This is a genomic window from Staphylospora marina (assembly GCF_003856495.1).
GTDB lineage: Bacteria > Bacillota > Bacilli > Thermoactinomycetales > Thermoactinomycetaceae > Staphylospora > Staphylospora marina.
Genome location: NZ_CP034118.1, coordinates 347,661 through 367,051, shown reverse-complemented (window position 1 = coordinate 367,051; position 19,391 = coordinate 347,661). Strand labels below are relative to the sequence as shown.

The window sequence follows — 19,391 nt, the reverse complement described above, 5'->3', positions numbered from 1 at the left end:
CGGTCTCTCCCCGAAAGCCCAATCAGGTTTGGCCCGGAGCATCTGGTACAACGTGGTTTCCGGCATTTCCTGAATCAGGTGCTCATGGTCCCTGCATGACGTGCAGGCAAACATGGCCATGGAAAAGCCGTTCCACACATGGTCCTCCGGAAACGCCACCTGAAAAAAGAAGGTTTGCTCCGCTCCGCAGAGTTGACAGGTCAGGAGAGCGACATGTTCCGGGAATCGGGTGACCCCCGATGAAACAACGATCGTTTTCCGCCTGTTCCGTTTGGTCCGGATTCCGCTTCAGCCAATACCCTTTCACTGCCCTGCCTCCCGTTTTCGAACCAAAGAGGTTTCATCTCTCACTCTTCAATTCGTGGATTCCTGTCCAGTTTAGGGAACCACCTTGCTCAAAATCAAGATTTGCATGTTTTATTTGAGTATCCTGTCTGGACTTTCCAAGCAGGGTCACATTGAATACAAAAAAACCGCCGACTCCACAGTGGAATCAGCGGTCCGTGTTCCCTGAAAACCAAAGAGTGAGATCTTGCGACCTGATCGGGCATCGATCGTGTTTGCTCTTTCGAGCTCCTTAGAAAGGAGGTGATCCATCCCCACCTTCCGGTAGGGATACCTTGTTACGACTTCACCCCAATCATCTGCCCCACCTTCGGCGGCTGGCTCCCTTGCGGGTTGCCTCACCGACTTCGGGTGTTGCAAACTCTCGTGGTGTGACGGGCGGTGTGTACAAGGCCCGGGAACGTATTCACCGCGGCATGCTGATCCGCGATTACTAGCGATTCCGGCTTCACGCAGGCGAGTTGCAGCCTGCGATCCGAACTGAGACCGGTTTTTTGGGATTGGCTCCCCCTCGCGGGTTCGCAGCCCTTTGTACCGGCCATTGTAGCACGTGTGTAGCCCAGGACATAAGGGGCATGATGATTTGACGTCATCCCCACCTTCCTCCGGCTTTCACCGGCTGTCCCCCCAGAGTGCCCACCCGAGGTGCTGGCAACTGAGAGCAAGGGTTGCGCTCGTTGCGGGACTGAACCCAACATCTCACGACACGAGCTGACGACAACCATGCACCACCTGTCACCGCTGTCCCGAAGGAAAGGTGCATCTCTGCACCGGTCAGCGGGATGTCAAGCCCTGGTAAGGTTCTTCGCGTTGCTTCGAATTAAACCACATGCTCCACCGCTTGTGCGGGCCCCCGTCAATTCCTTTGAGTTTCAGCCTTGCGGCCGTACTCCCCAGGCGGAGTGCTTAATGGGTTACCTTCGGCACTGAGGGCGCGAGACCCCCAACACCTAGCACTCATCGTTTACGGCGTGGACTACCAGGGTATCTAATCCTGTTTGCTCCCCACGCTTTCGCGCCTCAGCGTCAGTTACAGGCCAGGAAGCCGCCTTCGCCACTGGTGTTCCTCCCGATCTCTACGCATTCCACCGCTACACCGGGAATTCCGCTTCCCTCTCCTGCACTCAAGCCCGCCAGTTTCGGGTGCCGCTCTGCGGTTGAGCCGCAGCCTTTCACACCCGACTTAACCGGCCGCCTGCGCGCGCTTTACGCCCAGTAATTCCGGATAACGCTCGCCCCCTACGTATTACCGCGGCTGCTGGCACGTAGTTAGCCGGGGCTTTCTCCTTGGGTACCGTCATGCCGGGAAGTTGTTCGCCTCCCGGAGTTTCTTCCCCAAGAACAGAGTTTTACAACCCGAAGGCCGTCCTCACTCACGCGGCGTTGCTCCGTCAGGCTTTCGCCCATTGCGGAAAATTCCCTACTGCTGCCTCCCGTAGGAGTCTGGGCCGTGTCTCAGTCCCAGTGTGGCCGATCACCCTCTCAGGTCGGCTACGCATCGTCGCCTTGGTGAGCCGTTACCTCACCAACAAGCTAATGCGCCGCGGGCCCATCCGCAAGTGACAGCCGAAGCCGCCTTTCCCTCATCCGCCATGCGGCGGATGAGCGTATCCGGTATTAGCTCCGGTTTCCCGAAGTTATCCCGGTCTTGCGGGCAGGTTGCCCACGTGTTACTCACCCGTTCGCCGCTGTCCTTCCCGAAGGAAGGACCGCTCGACTTGCATGTATTAGGCACGCCGCCAGCGTTCATCCTGAGCCAGGATCAAACTCTCCATCAAAGAGTGTATCCGGATCTTCCGATCCATCGACTCAAAGTGAACCGACAGGTTCGCAAGTTCACTCTTCAGTTTTCAAGGAACACTTTCATTTTTCATCGTCTCCGCTCTCTCGCGGCGACAAGTCATATACTAGCACACACTCCCGGAAGCCGTCAACACCTTTTTATAAAAAAATCACCGGCCCGGTGAAATGCCCGGAAATCCCGGGCGCTCTTGCCTCATCCGGACCGGAGCTTCAAAAAATCGGGGATAGCGGACGAATATTCCAGAAGATTTCCGGTGACCTTCAGACCCGGTTCAATTCCTGCGGCCGAGGTTGAGGTTCCGGCTTGCCGGTCGGAAGCATGCGGACGACGAAAAGAGCGCCCAGCGCCAGAACCAGCAGCCCGGAAAACACCAGGTGCAGACCGGAAGCCAACGCCTTTCTCAGGATTTCCTGCACGGACGGATCCAACACGGTTCCCCGGTCATACAGACGGTTGAAATCGTCGATGCCCAGATTGCTGCCGGACGGAAGCGCGGAAAGGATCCGGTGGTTGAAAAGCGCCCCGAACACCGCGATCCCCACGCTCTGACCGAGGGAGCGCAAAAAGCTGTTGATCCCGTTGGCCGCTCCGCGCAAGGAACCGTCCACCGCAGACTGAACCACCACGATCGTCACCGTGTAGACAAAGCCGAAGCCGATGCCGGTCAGGGAAATGGCCGCCATCAGCTGCCATCTGGACGAATCCGGCGACATGCCGAAGAGCAGGGCCAGCCCCGTCAGCAACACCAGACTTCCGAACATGGCCGTATTCCGGGGACCGATCCGGACCAAAATGCGACCGGACACCACCGCTCCCAACGGCCAGAAGAGGGACATGGGCAACAGGGCGAGTCCCGCCCCGGTCGCTCCCTCACCGTATATGCCCTGGGTCCACAGGGGAACATAAGCAGTAATCGCCATCAGCACGGCTCCGCACAGAAAGCCGGCCAGCGTGGAAAACAGGATCGTGCGGTTCCGAAACAGATCGAGCGGAATCATCGGTTCGGGAGCGGTTTTTTCCACCCGGACGAATCCGCCGAACAACAGCACGCTCATCCCGAGCAGGGCCCAGGTGACCGGCGAGCCCCAGGAAAGCGCCTCTCCCCCGGACAGCAGGACGAGAAGCAGCAAAACGGTTCCGGTCGTGAACAGAGCGGCTCCGGCCGCATCGACGGGTTTGCGGGGCTCACGTTCCAGCTCCTCTTCCCGCAGGAACAGCCATACCAGAATGACCGCCCCCACCCCGAACGGCAGATTGAGGTAAAAGATCCAGCGCCACGACACGGCATCCACCAAGAAGCCGCCCACCAGGGGGCCGAGCACGCCGGAAATCCCCCAGACGGCACTGATCCATCCCTGAACTTTGGCGCGCTCCTCATACGGGTACAAGTCCCCGATGACGGTCATGATGGTGGTGACCAATCCGCCGGCGCCGATCCCCTGGACCGCCCGGAAGAGGATCAGCGGAATCATGCTTCCGGCCAGTCCCGACAGCATCGAACCGGCCAGAAAGATGCCGGCCGCCAACATGAACGAACGTTTGCGGCCGAACAGGTCGCTCATTTTTCCGAAAATGGCCGTGGCCACCGTCACGGTCAACGTGTATGCGGCAAACACCCAGCCCATCAGGCCGGCTCCTCCCAACTCCGCAATGATCGACGGCATGGCGGTGCTGACAATGGTTCCTTCGATGGCACTCAAAAACGTGCCGACCAGCATGGCCACCGTCACCATTCGTCTTTCTTTCTTCATCTCTTGTTCCTCCAATGTCATGATTTACGCATGCAGATGTATGCCTGAACTCCCCTTGATTGCACACCCTTTTCGCACATGATACAATCTTGCTGATTCTTGCGCGTTTTGCGGAGCTCTGCAAGGAGGTTTTCCATGCTGATTTCGGGCAAGCTCAACAAGATTCGCACCTTCGCCCTGCTGCTGATTTTCGCGGGCGTCGGTGTGATGTACCTCGGCTTTTGGCTCAAAACCCTGATGGCGGTGTTCATCGCGCTGGGAATGCTGTTCGTGCTGGTCAGTGTCGGGATTTATTTCTGGATCGGCATCCTGTCCACCCAAGCCGTCCGCGTGCAATGCCCGGTTTGCGGGAAAGAGACGAAGATCCTGGGACGGCGTGACGAATGCATGCATTGCAAGGCGATTCTGTCCGTCGACCCGAAGGATGCCCCCGCACCGGCTGAGGAACCAAACCCGTCCGGAGAAACGGAAGATTCCTCCCGAAACGTGGATCTCCCCGGCGAACCAAACACCGCCAGCCGGGAATGACAAACCGGTGCCGGAACCGTCGGGTCTTCACAGGCCGGGGTTTCGACCGGTGTGGAAAACGAATCGGCGACCCCATCGGCTCCCCTGCCAATCGGCCACCTTCCCCTCCCGCGAGGCGGAAGGCTTTTTCATCTTCTGCGATTCTTTTTGCAGGATTTTCGCAATAAAATGAATAATGCCTGAATCATGGATGACCGACCCTCTTTCGGCCAGGCCCGTCGCGCGTTCAACCTTTGCATGAAGATCCCGGGCACGCCCTTCCGCACTTGCGTCCGGATTCCGCGTTCTGGCGGATGGAAAGGGGTTTTGACCGGATGAAACCGCACAATCTGGTGGAGATGCTGTGGAGAACGGTGAAACGGCATCCGGAACGGATCGCCCTTCTCCAACCGAAAAACGGATCCCTCACTCGCATGAACTACCGAAAACTGTGGGACATGATCCATGACTTCGCCTTCGGTCTGGACCGGATCGGCATCCGGCCGGGGACGAAAGTGGCCATCCGGGAGACGGAGGATGCACACCGGCTGATCGCGGAGTTTGCGGTGCTCAGCCTGGGCGCGGTGACGGTGCCGGTTCCGGAAGACGCGTTTCCGGGACATGCCGAATACATCCTGGAAGACTCGGGAGCGGAAGCGTTTCTGGAAAGCCGGGCGGATTCGCTCTCACGCCTGCGACTCCCGGGACGGGTTCGCCACCGGATCCTGCTTCGGGGAACCCCCACCGATGAACAGGCGGTTCTTCGTTTCGACACGGTGCTTCAAATGGGACAAACCATGGGTGACGTGGAGTGGGACTGGCACTGGCCCGCGGTGCAACCGCCCGAGCCGGCCACCGTCCGATACACGAAGGGGACGACCGGATGGCCGAAGGGAGTGATCTTCAGCCATCAACAACTGCTTGCCAATCTGGACAGCCTGTCGCACGTGTATCCCGTCATGCCGGAAGATCTGGTGCTGGCCGTGGATCCGGACCATGCGGGATGGACGGCCGGTCCGCTCACCGCTCTGCAGCGGGGCGCCTCGCTCCTGCTTGCCGGGCCTTGTGACTCCCTGACCCGTCTGCTCCGGGAAACGAAGCCGACCGTGGTCGTCTTGCCCGCGGAAAAACTGGAATCCCTCCACCGGGAGCTGTCCGGAAGCATCCTTCGTTCCCCGGTCCGGCGCATGCTGCTCCGCCGGGTCAAGAACATCACCGAACGCGCAAGGAGGTTGAGTCGCGGGGAAATGAACGGGCCGGTTCCTCCCGGGCTGCGGCTCGCTCATGCATTGGCGCACGCGATCGTTCTGCGCCGGGTTCACGGGATGCTGGGCGGAAGAATCCGCCGCCTGATCGTTCCGGGAGCGAGCGTGGATCCCGGGGCGTCCGACTTTTTCCGGCATCTCGACATCCCCGTGACGGAAGCCTACGCACTGACGGAAGGAGCGATCATCACCTGGTCGAGACCGGGTCATGACCGGCCGGGAACGTCCGGATATCCCCTGCCGGGCGTCGAACTGCGCCTGCGCCCGGACGGCGAATTGCTGGTCAAAAGTCCGTCCGTCATGACCGGCTACCTTCACCGGGACGAAGAAACGGCGCGCGCCTTGTCCGGGGGATGGCTGCACACCGGAGATCTGGCGGAACCGGAGCCGGACGGCGCCATCCGCATCCTCGGACGAAAACCGCGGGAAAGCTTGGAAGCCGGAGAGCCGGGATCACGGACGTGCCTGGAAGACACGGATCCGTTCGGACTCCTGGAGGACACCGTTCCCCCGCCGCCATGGGAGAAAACCATTCCTCCGATGATGTCCTGAGGATGGGAAAAACCCTGCTCCGGATCCGGAACAGGGTGCTGGTGCCGACAAACCTCCGCCCCGCCGGCGTTCCCGCGCGGATGTGACCGCGGGAAAAACCGAAGACGCGGATGTTTGTCATCGGGGTTTCATTGTTTTCTCTGACAGTCCGGGCACACTCCGTACAATTCCATCCGGTGTGATTCCACTTGGTAACCGGTGGCTTCGGCCGCCCGGCTTTCCATCATGGAAAGAGGCGGGTGGTCAAAATCGGTGATCTTTCCGCATTTGCGGCAGATGACGTGATAATGGTCCATCATATTGGCATCAAAACGGCTGGATGAATCGCCGTACGTCAACTCTTTGACCAATCCGGCTTCCTTGAACACGCGGAGGTTGTTGTATACGGTGGCCACGCTCATGTTCGGAAAGGTTCCTTCAAGCGCTTTGTAAATCTCATCGGCAGTCGGGTGGCTCATCGTCGAGTACAGGAAGCTGAGAATCGCCTGCCTTTGCGGCGTCATGCGAACTCCTGCCTCTTTCAGAGCCTCAACGGCCTCCGCCAGGCGGCTGCTGCTCATTTTCTCCACCTCGCTGAATCCGCCTTCGCAAAAAACGATTCCAACATTGGAATTTCTATAAAATAAGTCTACGACTTCGCTTTCCGGTTTGTCAATGCACGGGATGCTTGCGCCTGCGTCTTTCCGTACCAGCAAACGGGGAGCAATCGGCACTCCGTGCAACGGGGAGAGCGGGCGTTGCACACCCTGCGTCCGTGCCAGATGATCCGGTGGTGTGTGATGCTCCATTCGTTCTTCGGCACGCGTTTCATCAGTTGCCGTTCCGTCTCCAACGGATCCTTGCTGTCGGCCAAGGCCAGACGGTTGGCCACCCGATGCACGTGGGTGTCCACGGCCAGCGCGGGAACGCCGAACGCGTTGCTGAGGACCACGTTTGCCGTTTTCCGACCCACGCCGGGGAGCGCCTCCAGCTTTTCCCGGTCTCCCGGCACCTCTCCTCCGTATTGTTCCACCAAAATGCGACACGTTTCCAGGATGTTGCGGCTTTTGTTGCGAAACAGTCCCAGTCCGCGGATGTGTTCGGCCAGTTCGTCCGGGGTCAGATCAAGGAAATCCTCCGGCCGGGGAAATTTTTGAAACAACCCCCGGGTCACGATGTTCACCTGCCGGTCGGTGGACTGGGCCGACAAAATGGTGGCGATGAGCAGTTCGAACGGGTTCCTGTATTCCAGTTCACAATGGGCGTCGGGGTACAGCTCCGCCAACGTGTCCAGAATCCGACGCACCGGAACCCGCTTGGGTTTTTCCGCCATGGTTCTCCCCCCCTTTCGTTCAATATCCTTTCTCCGGATCGATCCGGTTGACCCATTCTCCCTCCCCGCGAAGCCATACCTTCAGATTGTGCCGGAAAATCTCCAGGGCACGGGTCATGTACATCGGGGAACGGCCCGAGATGTGCGGAGTGAGAATCACGTTGTCCATCTTCCAAAACGGATGGTCTTGCGGCAGCGGTTCCTGCGTGAACACGTCGAGCACCGCCCCCGCGATGGTCCGCTCGCGAAGCGCATCCACCAGAGCCGCTTCATCCGTCACGGCGCCGCGGGCGACATTGATCAGCCAGGCGGTCGGCTTCATCCACTTCAGTTCCCGGGCCCCGATCAACTTCTCCGTCCGGGGCGTCAGCGGCACGGTCAGGACCACGAAGTCGGACCGGGAAAGCAGCTCGTCCAGCCGGCTCGCCGGGAGGATTTCATCGATGTGCGGCTGCGGCGTTCCCGACGAATTGACGCCGATCGTCCGCATGCCGAACACTTTCGCCTTTTCCGCCACGGCCCGGCCGATCGCCCCCGTGCCCACGATGCCGAGTGTGCTCCCGAACAGCTCTCCCACCCGGATGCTCCGGTCCCACGCCGCATTCCTCCGGTTCTTCATGAACTCGTCCGTTTTGCGCACGATCTGGAGCAGGACGGCCATCACGTATTCGGACATCGGCACGGCATGAATGCCCCGGGCATTGGTCACGAGAATGCCTCTGTTGCGGATCGCGTCAAACGGCATGAGTTCCAGACCCGCACTGATGACCTGGATCCATTTCAGCTTCCCGCAGCGCTCGATGATCCCGTCGGTCAAATCTTCCCCGTACGTGACGAGGATGTCGGCATCCGGCAACACGTTCTCCGCCTGCGCGATGTTTTCGAAAAACGAAAAGCGAAGTCCGGGAAACTCTTCCCGCAACGCTTTCCGGTGTCTGTCGCTCATCTTTGCGGTTGATACGCAGTGAATCACGTTTTCCCCCACCCTGTTCGGATCCTTCCCGAGATTCCGTTTCAGCGTTTCCTGGCTTCAATGATCAATTCCGTGCTGCCGGCATCAAACGGCGCCCGGTAAAACGAACCGTATCGTGCCGTGATTCGGAAGCCGCACAGATTCAACAGGTGATGCAATTCCGTCGGCCATATGTACCGGATCCGGAAAAATCCCTTCCGCTTCTCCAGCAGGATTCCGTGTCCGTCATACCGCTCCATGTAGCGAATGATGTGAACGGTCTGCGAGAAAGGGTCCACTTCCATGTAATCGTACAGCTCGACGGTGTGATCCGTTCCGGGGACGGGGAATGTCCCGCGATACTGGTAATCCCGGTCCACGGACGCCAGATCCGTCACGGTCGGCACAAAGATGTTGAACGCCAACAATCCGTCATCCGCCAGATGGGCATGAATCCGCTTCAACGCTTCCACCTGGTCGCGAACGGTGAGAAGATGCAGGAACGACCGGTAGGGGATGATGATCAGAGGGAATTTGCGCTTCAGATCGAACGAGGTCATGTCCCCTTCCACCCACTCGATGCGGTCGTCCAGCTTCATTTCTCCGGACTTTTTGCGGGCACGATCCAGCATGGCGGGAGACAGGTCCAGCCCGGTGACCGGAATGCCCGCCCGGGCAATGGCCAGACTGATCCTCCCCGTTCCGCAGCCCAGGTCCAGCACGGGCCCTCCCGACTGTTTGGCCAGCTCCACATAATAGGTCACGTCCCGGTCCAGCCCCGTCGACGTCCAATCGTAATACTCCGGCCAATCATAAATGTGACTGTCCATCCGTCCGTCACCCCCGCTTTCCGGGCGAACCCCGAACGGGCACACCCCCGATCCCGCGATGCGGGTCATTCAGACAGTTTCCGAACCTCTTCGAGCACTTCCTGCACGTGGCCCTTCACTTTCACCTTTCGCCAGACTTTGGCCACGGTGCCCTCCGGATCGATCAGGAACGTGGAGCGTTCGATGCCCATCACTTTTCTGCCGTACATGTTCTTTTCCTTGAACACCCCGTACGCTTCGCAGACGCGGGCATCGGGATCGCTCAAAAGCAAAAACGGCAATTCGTGCTTGCTGACAAACTTTTCGTGGGATTTGACCGGGTCCCGGCTGACGCCCAGCACCACGGCTCCGAGCTTCTCAAAGTCTCCGTGAACATCCCGGAAATCACAAGCCTGGGTGGTGCATCCCGGCGTCATGTCCTTGGGATAAAAATAAAGCACCACCACTTTGCCCCGGAAATCCGACAGGGAAACGGTCTCTCCGGAAGAAGCTTCCAACGTGAATTCGGGCGCCTTGTCCCCTTCTTTGATCAACGGAACTTCACCTCGTCACCTCTTGAATGTCAATGCCATTGTATCATGAGTGGTACGTCCGGACAAAAAACGGAGACCTGAGGCGGCAAGCACGATCCCACGGCTTCCGACACAAAAAAACCGGATCCCCCGTTTCGGGGAATCCGGAGAACGACTGACCAACCGGAGGAAAGCAAGAAACCGGGACGAAACATCCGTCGCAACTCGCCGGCGGATGCCCGGATGAACGCGATTCTTCTACACCACGGGAGACGGGGGCGGTGTCGGTGAGGGCGGCGAGCCGGGGGAGGGTTGCGTGGGAGTGGTCGGCGTGACGGGAGAGGGTTGTGTGGGAGTGGTTGCCCCCCCTCCGTTCCCGCCGGCGGACACCGCCTTGTGCATGTAATTGAGGGTGGTGCCGACATTGACGGATGCGGCATCGGACACGTTGTTGATTCTCAGGATTTTGATGCTCACCCGCACGTTCATCGGCATCACCCCGCATTCGTATTGTCGAACAGATCGGGATCAATGTAGACGTTCCGTTCAAAATCCGCGTTGTTGCTGAAATCGCCGATCGGTGAGGATCCTCCGAGTGCCTTGCTGTAGCTGGCATTTCCGATGTTCAGATTGTTGCCGATGTTGATCGCACCCCGTGCTGGAAACGTTGTTGATTTTGAACACAAGAATATTGTTGATCGTTCCCATACCTCACCCCTCCCGGAGATGTTCGCAGTTCCGTCCCCGCACCGTCCGCGATTCATCAATCCCCTCCGGGCAGGCGGGCCACACCCGGAGCAACACTTCCCCCACCGGCGATCTCACGGATTTCCGCGCATGCCCGATCCGTTGCGCGCATTCGGTTTCCACGGAGCCGACTCCCTTGCCGCTTGCGCCCCCGGGATCTTGCGAAAACGCAATTCGAGAACTCCTCTTCGGTAACGGGCGATGACCCGTTTGCTGCTGACGGTCGCTCCCAGAGGAATCACTTTCTCAAATTCGCCGGCTTTCCGCTCCACCATTCGGATCTGGTAACCCTCGTAGGGAGACGGCAAACGTCCGGTGACCCGCAATTGCTCCCCTTCCACCTTGATTTTGAGCGATTTCACGTTTTCCAGCCCCGGCAGGTCCATGACCACGATCACTTCTCCCGGGCCGTGATACACGTCCGTTTTGGGATCCTGTCGCGTGGCCGCTTCCACGACATCTTCGAAAAAGTCCTCACCGAGAAACCTCTTTACCAGCTCCTGCCAGGGATGAGCTGCCGTTTTCCGGGTTTTCATCACTTTCCCTCCGCTTCGGGGGACGATCCTGGTCATGTGCCCATTCTATGCGGATGGACGTTCCGCGGTCACTCTCATCGCCCGATTTCTTTCCCCTGCCCGTTCGGCATATACATGTGGATGAGCGGAAGGGTTTGTCTTCGGATGACCGAAACGCGCCCGGAAACAGTGAGAGGGAGGGGATTCACGATGTACGGATCCGGTTCATGGGAATCCCTCTGGTACCGGCTGTATGAGTTGGAGAAGCAAGTCAGGAAACTGGCGGAGGAAAACAAGGAGCTGAAAGAAAAGCTGGAAAATCTGAAGCCCGTTCAAATCGACAAGGTGGAATACAAGATCCACGATCTTTCCATCGACACGTTGAGCGGCACCCTGAATGTCGGGCTGACCGCAAACACGGACGATCCCGCCCTCGGGGAAACGATCGGCAAGTGGATCGAAAAAGGCGGAACCAACATCATGACGGACGAATCCGCCGCCGAAGACGGACAAGACCGGGAAGACTGACATCTCCGAAACCGGCGAAAGAAAAAAACCGGGCGTCCGCCACGCGGGATGCTTCCCCGGCGAACCGCCCGGTAATGGCATGCAGGAAGGATTCGAAACCGATCAGCTGCCGGCTCCCCGGTAATGCCGGATGCCCCGGTTCCAGACCGTCACGCCGATCCAGAGCCAGACCGCTCCCACGCCCGGAGTGATCAGGGCGTACCACATCCACCGGTCGTGATCCAGCAGGAAGCTGGCGGGATAAAAGCCGACAAAGGCGAACGGCAAAATCCAGGTGAGCGCAAACCGGATGATCCGGTGATAGATGTTGACCGGATACCTTCCGTACGTACTGATGTTGAAGACGATCGGCTGAATGTCCGAACGGGAGTCCGTGTACAGACTGATGCTGGTGAGGGTGGTGTAAATGCCCGCATAGATCATGACGCCTCCCGCCGTGAACAGGATGAGCAGCAGCGGGTCCCACCAGCTCCAGTCGATGTCCAAGTGCATTGCGGCATATCCCATGACGATGCCGCCGGTGAGCACGCCGGCGAGCGAATCGGGAGACATGGTTTCCATGATCACCTGCACCAGGCTGTGAACGGGCCGGGTCAGCACCCGGTCCAGTTCGCCGCGGATGATGTACCGTTCGTTGAAATCCCACAGGTTGAAAAACGATGAAAAAACCGCCCAAGGAATCATGAAGTACCCGTAGATGAAAAGCACCTCTTCCCGGCTCCATCCGCCCAGGCTGTCGGTGTGTCCGAACACGACCAGAATGAACACCAGATTGACCAGTTGGTACAGCATTTCGGTGACAAATTCGGCCAGGAAGTCCCAGCGGTATTCCAGCCTCGTTTTCATGTACTGCTTGAAATACTCCCAAAAAAGTCCCAGGTGAAACATGTCATCCCCCCTGCACAACCAGCGATTTGCGCGCTTTCTTCCAAATCAGCCACACGGGCACAAGGAGTGCGATCACCCATGCGGCCTGCACGAGAATGGCCTGCCAATACGCCGCTCCCTCGAGCCCTTTCACCAACACCAGGTTGGGGGTGTAACTCACCGCCTGGAACGGCAACCAGACCAGGATCGACCGGGCCCAGTCGGGGTACAGCGAAACGGGAATGATCAGACCCGACAGAAGATCGACCATCACCCGCTTCGACCAGATCAGTCCCTGGTTGTTCAGGACGAAAAAAGCGAGCAATCCGGTGAGCAGATTGATTTCCACGTTCACCAGGAATCCGAGAATCAGGCTGAGGGCGAATCGGGTCCACACTCCCGCGTCCCCCGGAAGATCGAGCGGAAGAAACAGGGAGACGACCAGCAAGCCGGGCGTGCTGAACAAGAGAAGCCGGAACAGGCCTTCCCCGAACCCCTGAAACGCTTTGACCGCCAAATACGGATAGGGACGGATCAGCTGGATGGCCACGGTTCCGTCCCGGATCTCCTGGGCGATTTCACGGTCCAGATTGTTGAAATAAAAAGCGCGGGACATCCAGGAAACGGCGATGTAAGTGGCCATCTCCACGGTGCTGAACCCGCCGAGCGAAGCATTGCCGCCGTAGACCGACATCCAGAGGAAGTAGTAGACGCCGATGTTGAGGCTGTAGATGACAATGCCGGAATAATAGTTCACCCGGTATGCCAGCATCATCAGGAAGCGGATGCGCACCACTTCCCAATACATTCTAAGCAATCGTCATCCCCTCCCGGTAAATCCGGCGCACGATTTCCTCCGTCGTCGGTTCCACGATTTGCATTTCCTGCACCGGAACGTCCCGGACGACGCGGGACAACACTTCGGACACCGCGATGTCCCCGCTCGCCAGACGGGCGGTCACCTGCCGGTTGCCACGGCTTTCCCAGCTCACCCCGAGCCCCTGCGTGAGAGCCTCCAACTTCCCGAGCGGAACATCCGCCGACAACTCCAGCATGATTTGCTTGCCGCCGCCCCATTTTCGCCGGAGTTCGTCCAGGCTGCCGTCGTAGATGATCTTTCCTTTGTCCAGCATGACCACCCTTGAACACAACGCTTCGATGTCGCCCAGATCGTGGGTGGTCAGCATGATGGTGGTCCCGTATTCCCGGTTGATCTCCCGGAGAAACTTCCGGATGTTTTCCTTGACCAGCACGTCCAGCCCGATGGTGGGTTCATCCAGGAACAAAAGCGGAGGACGGTGGATGAGGGCCGCCGCCAATTCGCATCGCATCCGCTGCCCGAGACTCAGTTTGCGCACCGGCTGGTCGAGCAGCTCCCGGATGTCCAGCACCTCGATCATGCGATCCAGATGCTTTTTGTATTCGGCTTCCGGAAGTCGGTAGACCCGTCCCAGGAGACGGAACGATTCCTGCACCGCGATGTCCCACCACAGCTGGCTGCGCTGCCCGAACACGACACCGATGGTTCGCACGAATTTCTCCCTTTGCCGATGCGGGTCGAACCCGTTCACTTTGAGCTCCCCGGACGTCGGCTCCAAAATCCCGGTCAACATCTTGATGGTGGTCGATTTTCCCGCTCCGTTTTCACCGATGTATCCCACCATCTCTCCCTGATCGATGGAAAGATCGATCGCGTCCACCGCGCGAACCGTGCGGTATTGGCGATCCAGCAGGTCGCGGAACGCTCCCAGAAGCCCCGGACGGCTCTGGTAGACCTTGAATTCCTTGGTCAATCCTTTCGCTTCCACGGAACGCACGAGGATCCTCTCCTTTGCGATATCCACTGAAAAGGCACCCCCCGGGCGCCTTTCACCTCTTCCATTTTACTGTTTCGTCCGTTGTCTTGAAATCTTCGATGCGGCAAATGGAAAATGACGGCAGGACTCGCCTGCCGCCATCATGGGTTCCCGCCGTGCAGCCGCGTTTTGGTTCATTCCAGCTGTTGCCGGATGAGTTCCGTGATGCGGGCTTCCACCGCGGTGATGCTTCGCTCCAGCTCCTGGCGGGTGACGGTGAACCGGACGAAACGTTCATCCAGGTTGAGGGCTTCCTCCATCGACGTCATCAGGTCGACGGCCTTTCGGTCAACGGCCATGATCACGTCCACTTCGTGAGCCTGCGGATAAAAGACCAGATACAGTTCGTCCACCAATTCCTTGAACACGCCTTGCGGTGCCATCACATACTCCTGCACGAACGGATGGCGGGAATAAAACTTGTCAAACGCAAAATCGACGCCGCTGAGCCTGAAGCCCGCCTGCTCCACGGCGGTGAGCACCCCGTCCACCAGCGTATGGGGCAAGATTTCGATCCCGTCCGTATCGGTCGGGTCTTTGGCCATTTTGATGTCCAGACCGGTTTTCAGATACACCATCAATCCTCCGGTGGAAACGGGCATGTCCATGGGCAGTTCCACCTGAAAGGGGAATACCCTCGTTTCCATCGGATTGATCTCAAACGTCTCGGTCAGCCGGTACTGGTTGACGACATAATCTTTCTGCGTCCCGTCCTGATGGTAACGAACCACCAGGTACAGGTAAATCTCATCGATCCGTTGCGCCGCCTGGCCACCCTGGACGAAAATCTCGCCCCGGATGGTATCCCCTTGCCGATACTGGGATTTCTCCAGACGGGTATCCACCTTGGCCGAACCCACCCCCAAGCTGGCCAGCGCTTTTCCGAACACCGACATTCTCTCTCTCCCTTCCCGTCGCGATTTCATTGCGGGGGAATGGTTCCCCGTCTGCTCAACATTTCCTGGATTTTCATCAGAGGGTCTTCCTCGACGGCCACCCCGTTGATGCGAAGCGTTCCGTTGGGGTTGTGGTATTCCCATTCAAACGAGCTGTGGATCAGCCGATCGGCCCGGACCGTTTCCACATCCATCCGGATATCGTGATCCGTCAGTTGGAAGGAAACCCGGATCTCATCCACGTATCCGTGATATCGTCCCGTCGGTCTGAACACGAACATCTGGAACAGGGGGATCGGCTTCATGTCGGGATCATGTTCATTGTGGATCTGGTACAGAAGAAATCCGGAGTCTTCAATCTGCTTCAGGAGCTTTTGCACCAGAGGCGTGGGAAAGATCTCGATCCGGTCCGTATCCCCCGGATCTCTGGCCATTTTGATGTCCAGGCCGGTTTTCAGATACACGGGATAGCTGCCGGTGGACATCGGCGTTTCCAGAGGCAGACGGATTTCAAACGGAATCACGCGGGTTTCGTCGGGCTGGATGACAAACGACTTGCTGAGGCGATACTCTTTGAGAACCAGCGGACTTTTCTGGTTTCCCCGGGTAGCGGTGGCCATCAGATACAAATAAATGTCATCAATGCGTTGTTCGGCGCCACCTCCGCGGATGTGCACCTCGCCTTTCACCATCTCTCCCGGTTGAAACCGCTCTTGCGACAGGCGGGTGTCCACCGTGGCCGAGCCGATGCCGAAGCTGGCGAGTGATTTGTTGATGAAGTCCATCATGTTGACTCACTCCTCTCTCTCTCGTTTACGAGGACCCGCGCTCACGGAATGTGAGTTTCATGTATTCTTCGAACTGACGCGCCAGTTCTTCATGAATCCGGTCCTCATGATCGGTGTGACGGACCGGACGTGTCTTGACGGCCGTCTCCCCGCCGTCTTCCGTCGCCCGGCTTTTCACGGGTTGCCCGGTGGAGAGCACCGTGTTCGGTTTTGACGGGTTCATTCGCGATTCCGTCTCAGGTCGCAATCTCTCTCTCCACTCACGCTCCCATGGATTCGGTTCCGCTTTCAGCCGTTTCAGCAGTTGCTCCAACAAACGGCTTTCCCGTTCTTCGAGCGCCGACTGCTGCCTGTTCAGTTTCTCTTCCAGTTCACGGATTTTCCGTTGCTGCTCACGGAATTCCGCCCGGATTCTCCCGAGTTCTTCCCGCAAACGGGCCACCTCCCCGGAGAGGGCGGAACCATCGGCAGCCTCCCTCTTTTCACGAGGCGGGAGCGGGGCAGACACTTTGTCCCTTTGAGAATCCATTTCCCGCGAATCGTCGTTTCCAATCCGCGGATTTTCTTCGCGTGACGAAGCAACGGGACGTTCGGGGGACGCATCTCCCGCCGGTTTGCCTCCGTCCTGTCCGAAAAAGATGCCGAGAATGCCTTTGCCCTGCTTTTTCCGTTCGTACCGCTCGATGTGCTCCAACACTTCGGCAGGATTCTCCACTCCCAGACACTTGCCGACCAGCTTGGCCAGATGGCCGGAAATCCCCGCATCATCCGGCAGTTGCTTCAAAGATTCCTCCGGCTGTCGACCGGTGAGCAAACAGTAAAAAAAACTGCCCCAATCCAGGAGCGGCGGCTGTGAAGTGATATCGCGAATCCCGCAGAAGAACACCTGCAAATCTCCCTGTACGTTCACGCCGACATTGCGCGGATCCCGCAGGAGATACATCGGGATGGGCTTGGCTTCGAGATCGGCTTCCAGCTTGGACAATTCACGGATCCAGGCGATCACCCGTTCCGCATCCGCCCGTCCCGACGCGGTCAGATCCCGCAGCGGACGAATCGGCTCGTACGGACGAACCCAGACAATGTGGCTTTCCTCCGTGTACACTTCGACATAAGGAAGCACCTTCGGATGGTGCAACGTGCGATACTGCTGAATGGCCCGGGAAGGCGGAAGCCTCGTGAGGGCGGCCGACTGCAGGTACACTCTCTCCCGTCCGTCGAATGCCACGGCCAGTTCCCCGTCAAAAAACCGGACAACATGTTCCACCCGGTATTTTTTTCGGTACGTTCCCTTGATTTCAAACAGAGCCAACTCCGCATCTCCTCCGTCCGTCCGAATTGAAGCGTGACGGCAATGACAAACGGAAATATCTGCCACACCGGCATAAAAATCCAATTTCATCATAACACAGAACATTTTGATCCGACAACACGCCGTTCACACGCTTCCCGGCTCCCCGTCATCTGCTACAATGGAAAACGACGGCGATGAACCAGCTCATGAAAAAAAGGAGGCAATGCACGTGGTCCGTCAACGTTCAGAAGAGCTGTACCGGGAAGCGCTGGATGTCATCATCGGCGGCGTTAACAGTCCTTCCCGTTCGTTTCGTGCCGTGGGCGGAGGCGCCCCGGTGTTCATGAAATCGGCCAAAGGAGCCCATTTCTGGGATGAAGACGGCAATCGCTACATCGACTACCTGGCCGCGTTCGGCCCGGTGATTCTCGGCCATGCCCATCCGGCCGTCACCGAAGCCATCATCGAGGCGGCCCGCGGCGGGGTGGTTTACGGCACACCGACCGAAAAAGAGGTCCGGTTTGCGGAAATGCTGAGGGAAGCCATCCCGTCCATGGAGCGCATCCGCTTCGTCAACAGCGGCACCGAGGCGGTGATGACCGCCATCCGGCTGGCGCGCGCGTACACGGGGCGGGACAAGATTCTCAAATTTGCCGGATGTTATCACGGTCACTCCGACCTGGTACTGGTCGCGGCCGGTTCGGGCCCTTCGACGTTGGGCATTCCCGACAGCGCCGGCATCCCCGCCAGCATCGCCGGCGAAGTGATCACCGTTCCGTTCAACCACCCGGAAGCTCTCCGGGAAGCGATCAACGTTTGGGGCGATCAGCTGGCCGGCGTCCTGGTGGAACCGCTGGTCGGCAACTTCGGAATCGTGCCGCCGCAGCCGGGATTCCTGCAAATGGTGAATGAACTGGCCCATGCGGCAGGTGCGCTTGTCATTTACGATGAAGTGATCACGGGATTCCGTTTCCGGTACGGTTCGGTGCAGCAATTGTACGGCGTGGAAGCGGATCTGACGGTGCTGGGCAAAATCATCGGCGGCGGTCTGCCGATCGGCGCCTACGGCGGAAAACGCGAAATCATGGAAAAAGTGGCGCCGGAAGGTCCGATGTACCAGGCCGGAACCATGGCCGGCAATCCCCTGTCCATCTCCGCCGGCATGGCCTGCATCCGCGTGCTGGCCAAGCCGGGCGTGTATGAACGGTTGGACGACATGGGCAAAACCCTTGCCGACGAAATCCTGCGCCTGGCGGAAAAACACGGCATCCCCGTCACGCTCAACCGGGTCGGCGGCGCGTTCGCCGTCTATTTCACCGACCGGCCGGTCATCGACTATGACGGAGCGCAAGCGGCGGACGGCGAGAAATTTGCCCGGTTCTTCCGGCTGATGCTGGAACGGGGCGTCTATCTCGCTCCTTCCAAATACGAAGCCTGGTTCCTGACCACCGCCCATACGGAAGACGACTTGGAGCACACGATCCGGGCGGTGGATGAATCATTCGCGATCCTGGCAGGGGAACACTGAAACAGAGGCGACACGTTCCGCCGGATCCCACCCCGAGCGCAACGAAATCAAGCCAGGAGGTCTTGCCATGGAATCCTCCCTGTCTCCCTATGAACAAATCGGCGGGGCTCCGACCGTCCGCAAACTGGTGGAAGCCTTTTACCCGCGGGTGCAGCGTCATCCCTTGCTGAAACCGATCTTTCCGGAAGACATCCGTCCGGTCATGGAGAAACAATACAAGTTTCTCACCCAGTTTCTGGGCGGTCCGCCCCTGTACAGCCGGGAATACGGTCATCCCATGCTCAGGGCGCGCCACCTCCCGTTTCCCATCACCCCTTCCCGGGCCAACGCCTGGCTGGCCTGCATGCACGAAGCGCTGAACGATGCCGGGATCACCGGTGAGATCCGCGAGCACATCTGGGCCCGCTTGGTGATGGCCGCCCATCACATGGTGAACACGCCCGAGGATGAAGGAAACGGGGAAAAAGAGCCGGAAAACTGAACACTTTCGGTTTCGAAGCAAACGACTCCCGACAGCACCCAAACGGAAAAGCCCCCGGATT

Annotated in this window: 20 protein-coding genes and 1 rRNA gene; 5 read left to right on the top strand and 16 right to left on the bottom strand. The window is 58.7% G+C overall.

The window, feature by feature from the left end; translation table 11 throughout:
• Positions 1-581 precede the first annotated feature (581 nt).
• Positions 582-2,123 (bottom strand): 16S ribosomal RNA (locus EG886_RS01965).
• A gap of 286 nt (positions 2,124-2,409) precedes the next feature.
• The gene (locus EG886_RS01960; RefSeq protein WP_124726560.1) at positions 2,410-3,900 is read right to left on the bottom strand and encodes an MDR family MFS transporter; all 1,491 of its coding nucleotides are present in this window, start codon (positions 3,898-3,900) and stop codon (positions 2,410-2,412) included.
• Positions 3,901-4,035: 135 nt separating this feature from the next.
• Between EG886_RS01960 and EG886_RS01955 the strand changes: the two genes are divergently transcribed.
• Together EG886_RS01955 and EG886_RS01950 are read left to right on the top strand one after the other, a co-directional pair.
• Complete coding sequence (locus EG886_RS01955; RefSeq protein ID WP_124726559.1) at positions 4,036-4,428, top strand: DUF2614 family zinc ribbon-containing protein; 393 nt, start codon at positions 4,036-4,038, stop codon at positions 4,426-4,428.
• A gap of 314 nt (positions 4,429-4,742) precedes the next feature.
• Positions 4,743-6,224, top strand: a complete 1,482-nt coding sequence (locus EG886_RS01950; RefSeq protein WP_164491591.1) for an AMP-binding protein — start codon at positions 4,743-4,745, stop codon at positions 6,222-6,224.
• 128 nt (positions 6,225-6,352) lie between these two features.
• Here the strand turns inward: EG886_RS01950 and perR are convergent, their stop codons facing one another.
• From perR to EG886_RS01910, 8 genes are all read right to left on the bottom strand, one after another.
• Positions 6,353-6,784, bottom strand: a complete 432-nt coding sequence (perR, locus tag EG886_RS01945) for a peroxide-responsive transcriptional repressor PerR (protein ID WP_124726557.1) — start codon at positions 6,782-6,784, stop codon at positions 6,353-6,355.
• Between the two features lie 68 nt (positions 6,785-6,852).
• Complete coding sequence (gene nth / locus EG886_RS01940; protein WP_124726556.1) at positions 6,853-7,536, bottom strand: endonuclease III; 684 nt, start codon at positions 7,534-7,536, stop codon at positions 6,853-6,855.
• A 19-nt stretch (positions 7,537-7,555) separates the two neighbouring features.
• Complete coding sequence (locus EG886_RS01935) at positions 7,556-8,509, bottom strand: D-2-hydroxyacid dehydrogenase (RefSeq protein ID WP_206425331.1); 954 nt, start codon at positions 8,507-8,509, stop codon at positions 7,556-7,558.
• Between the two features lie 41 nt (positions 8,510-8,550).
• On the bottom strand, positions 8,551-9,387 hold the full coding sequence (locus EG886_RS01930; RefSeq protein WP_241154344.1) for a class I SAM-dependent methyltransferase: 837 nt from the start codon (positions 9,385-9,387) through the stop codon (positions 8,551-8,553).
• Positions 9,384-9,851 carry a thioredoxin-dependent thiol peroxidase gene (gene bcp, locus EG886_RS01925; protein ID WP_124726555.1) on the bottom strand — a complete coding sequence of 156 codons (468 nt, stop codon included), beginning with the start codon at positions 9,849-9,851 and terminating at the stop codon, positions 9,384-9,386. Before bcp ends, EG886_RS01930 begins: the two co-directional genes overlap by 4 nt.
• A 237-nt stretch (positions 9,852-10,088) precedes the next feature.
• The gene (locus tag EG886_RS01920) at positions 10,089-10,319 is read right to left on the bottom strand and encodes a hypothetical protein (protein ID WP_124726554.1); all 231 of its coding nucleotides are present in this window, start codon (positions 10,317-10,319) and stop codon (positions 10,089-10,091) included.
• Between the two features lie 5 nt (positions 10,320-10,324).
• Entirely contained in the window at positions 10,325-10,594 is a 270-nt protein-coding gene (locus EG886_RS01915) for a spore germination protein (RefSeq protein ID WP_124726553.1), read from the bottom strand.
• A gap of 57 nt (positions 10,595-10,651) precedes the next feature.
• The gene (locus tag EG886_RS01910; protein ID WP_164491590.1) at positions 10,652-11,113 is read right to left on the bottom strand and encodes an Hsp20/alpha crystallin family protein; all 462 of its coding nucleotides are present in this window, start codon (positions 11,111-11,113) and stop codon (positions 10,652-10,654) included.
• 189 nt (positions 11,114-11,302) lie between these two features.
• Here EG886_RS01910 and gerPC point away from each other — a divergent pair, with 189 nt between their 5' ends.
• A complete protein-coding gene (gene gerPC, locus EG886_RS13600; protein WP_164491589.1) occupies positions 11,303-11,620 on the top strand; it encodes a spore germination protein GerPC in 318 nt (105 codons plus the stop codon).
• A gap of 102 nt (positions 11,621-11,722) precedes the next feature.
• Here gerPC and EG886_RS01900 read toward each other — a convergent pair whose 3' ends face one another.
• The 6 genes from EG886_RS01900 to EG886_RS01875 form a co-directional block, all read right to left on the bottom strand.
• Positions 11,723-12,508 (bottom strand): ABC transporter permease, encoded by a 786-nt coding sequence (locus tag EG886_RS01900; RefSeq protein ID WP_124726550.1) that lies wholly within the window; start codon positions 12,506-12,508, stop codon positions 11,723-11,725.
• Between the two features lies 1 nt (position 12,509).
• Positions 12,510-13,295, bottom strand: a complete 786-nt coding sequence (locus EG886_RS01895) for an ABC transporter permease (RefSeq protein ID WP_206425356.1) — start codon at positions 13,293-13,295, stop codon at positions 12,510-12,512.
• Position 13,296: 1 nt separating this feature from the next.
• Positions 13,297-14,304, bottom strand: coding sequence for an ABC transporter ATP-binding protein (locus EG886_RS01890; RefSeq protein WP_124726548.1), 1,008 nt, complete (start codon positions 14,302-14,304; stop codon positions 13,297-13,299).
• Positions 14,305-14,477: 173 nt separating this feature from the next.
• A complete protein-coding gene (locus EG886_RS01885; protein ID WP_164491588.1) occupies positions 14,478-15,239 on the bottom strand; it encodes a sporulation protein in 762 nt (253 codons plus the stop codon).
• Positions 15,240-15,265: 26 nt separating this feature from the next.
• Positions 15,266-16,027: a sporulation protein gene (locus EG886_RS01880; RefSeq protein WP_124726546.1), complete on the bottom strand. Its 762-nt coding sequence runs from the start codon at positions 16,025-16,027 to the stop codon at positions 15,266-15,268.
• 25 nt (positions 16,028-16,052) lie between these two features.
• The gene (locus tag EG886_RS01875) at positions 16,053-17,339 is read right to left on the bottom strand and encodes a hypothetical protein (RefSeq protein WP_124726545.1); all 1,287 of its coding nucleotides are present in this window, start codon (positions 17,337-17,339) and stop codon (positions 16,053-16,055) included.
• A gap of 211 nt (positions 17,340-17,550) precedes the next feature.
• Here EG886_RS01875 and EG886_RS01870 point away from each other — a divergent pair, with 211 nt between their 5' ends.
• On the top strand, positions 17,551-18,849 hold the full coding sequence (locus tag EG886_RS01870; protein WP_124726544.1) for a glutamate-1-semialdehyde 2,1-aminomutase: 1,299 nt from the start codon (positions 17,551-17,553) through the stop codon (positions 18,847-18,849).
• A 67-nt stretch (positions 18,850-18,916) separates the two neighbouring features.
• Positions 18,917-19,330: a globin domain-containing protein gene (locus EG886_RS01865; protein WP_124726543.1), complete on the top strand. Its 414-nt coding sequence runs from the start codon at positions 18,917-18,919 to the stop codon at positions 19,328-19,330.
• The last annotated feature ends 61 nt before the right edge of the window (positions 19,331-19,391 follow it).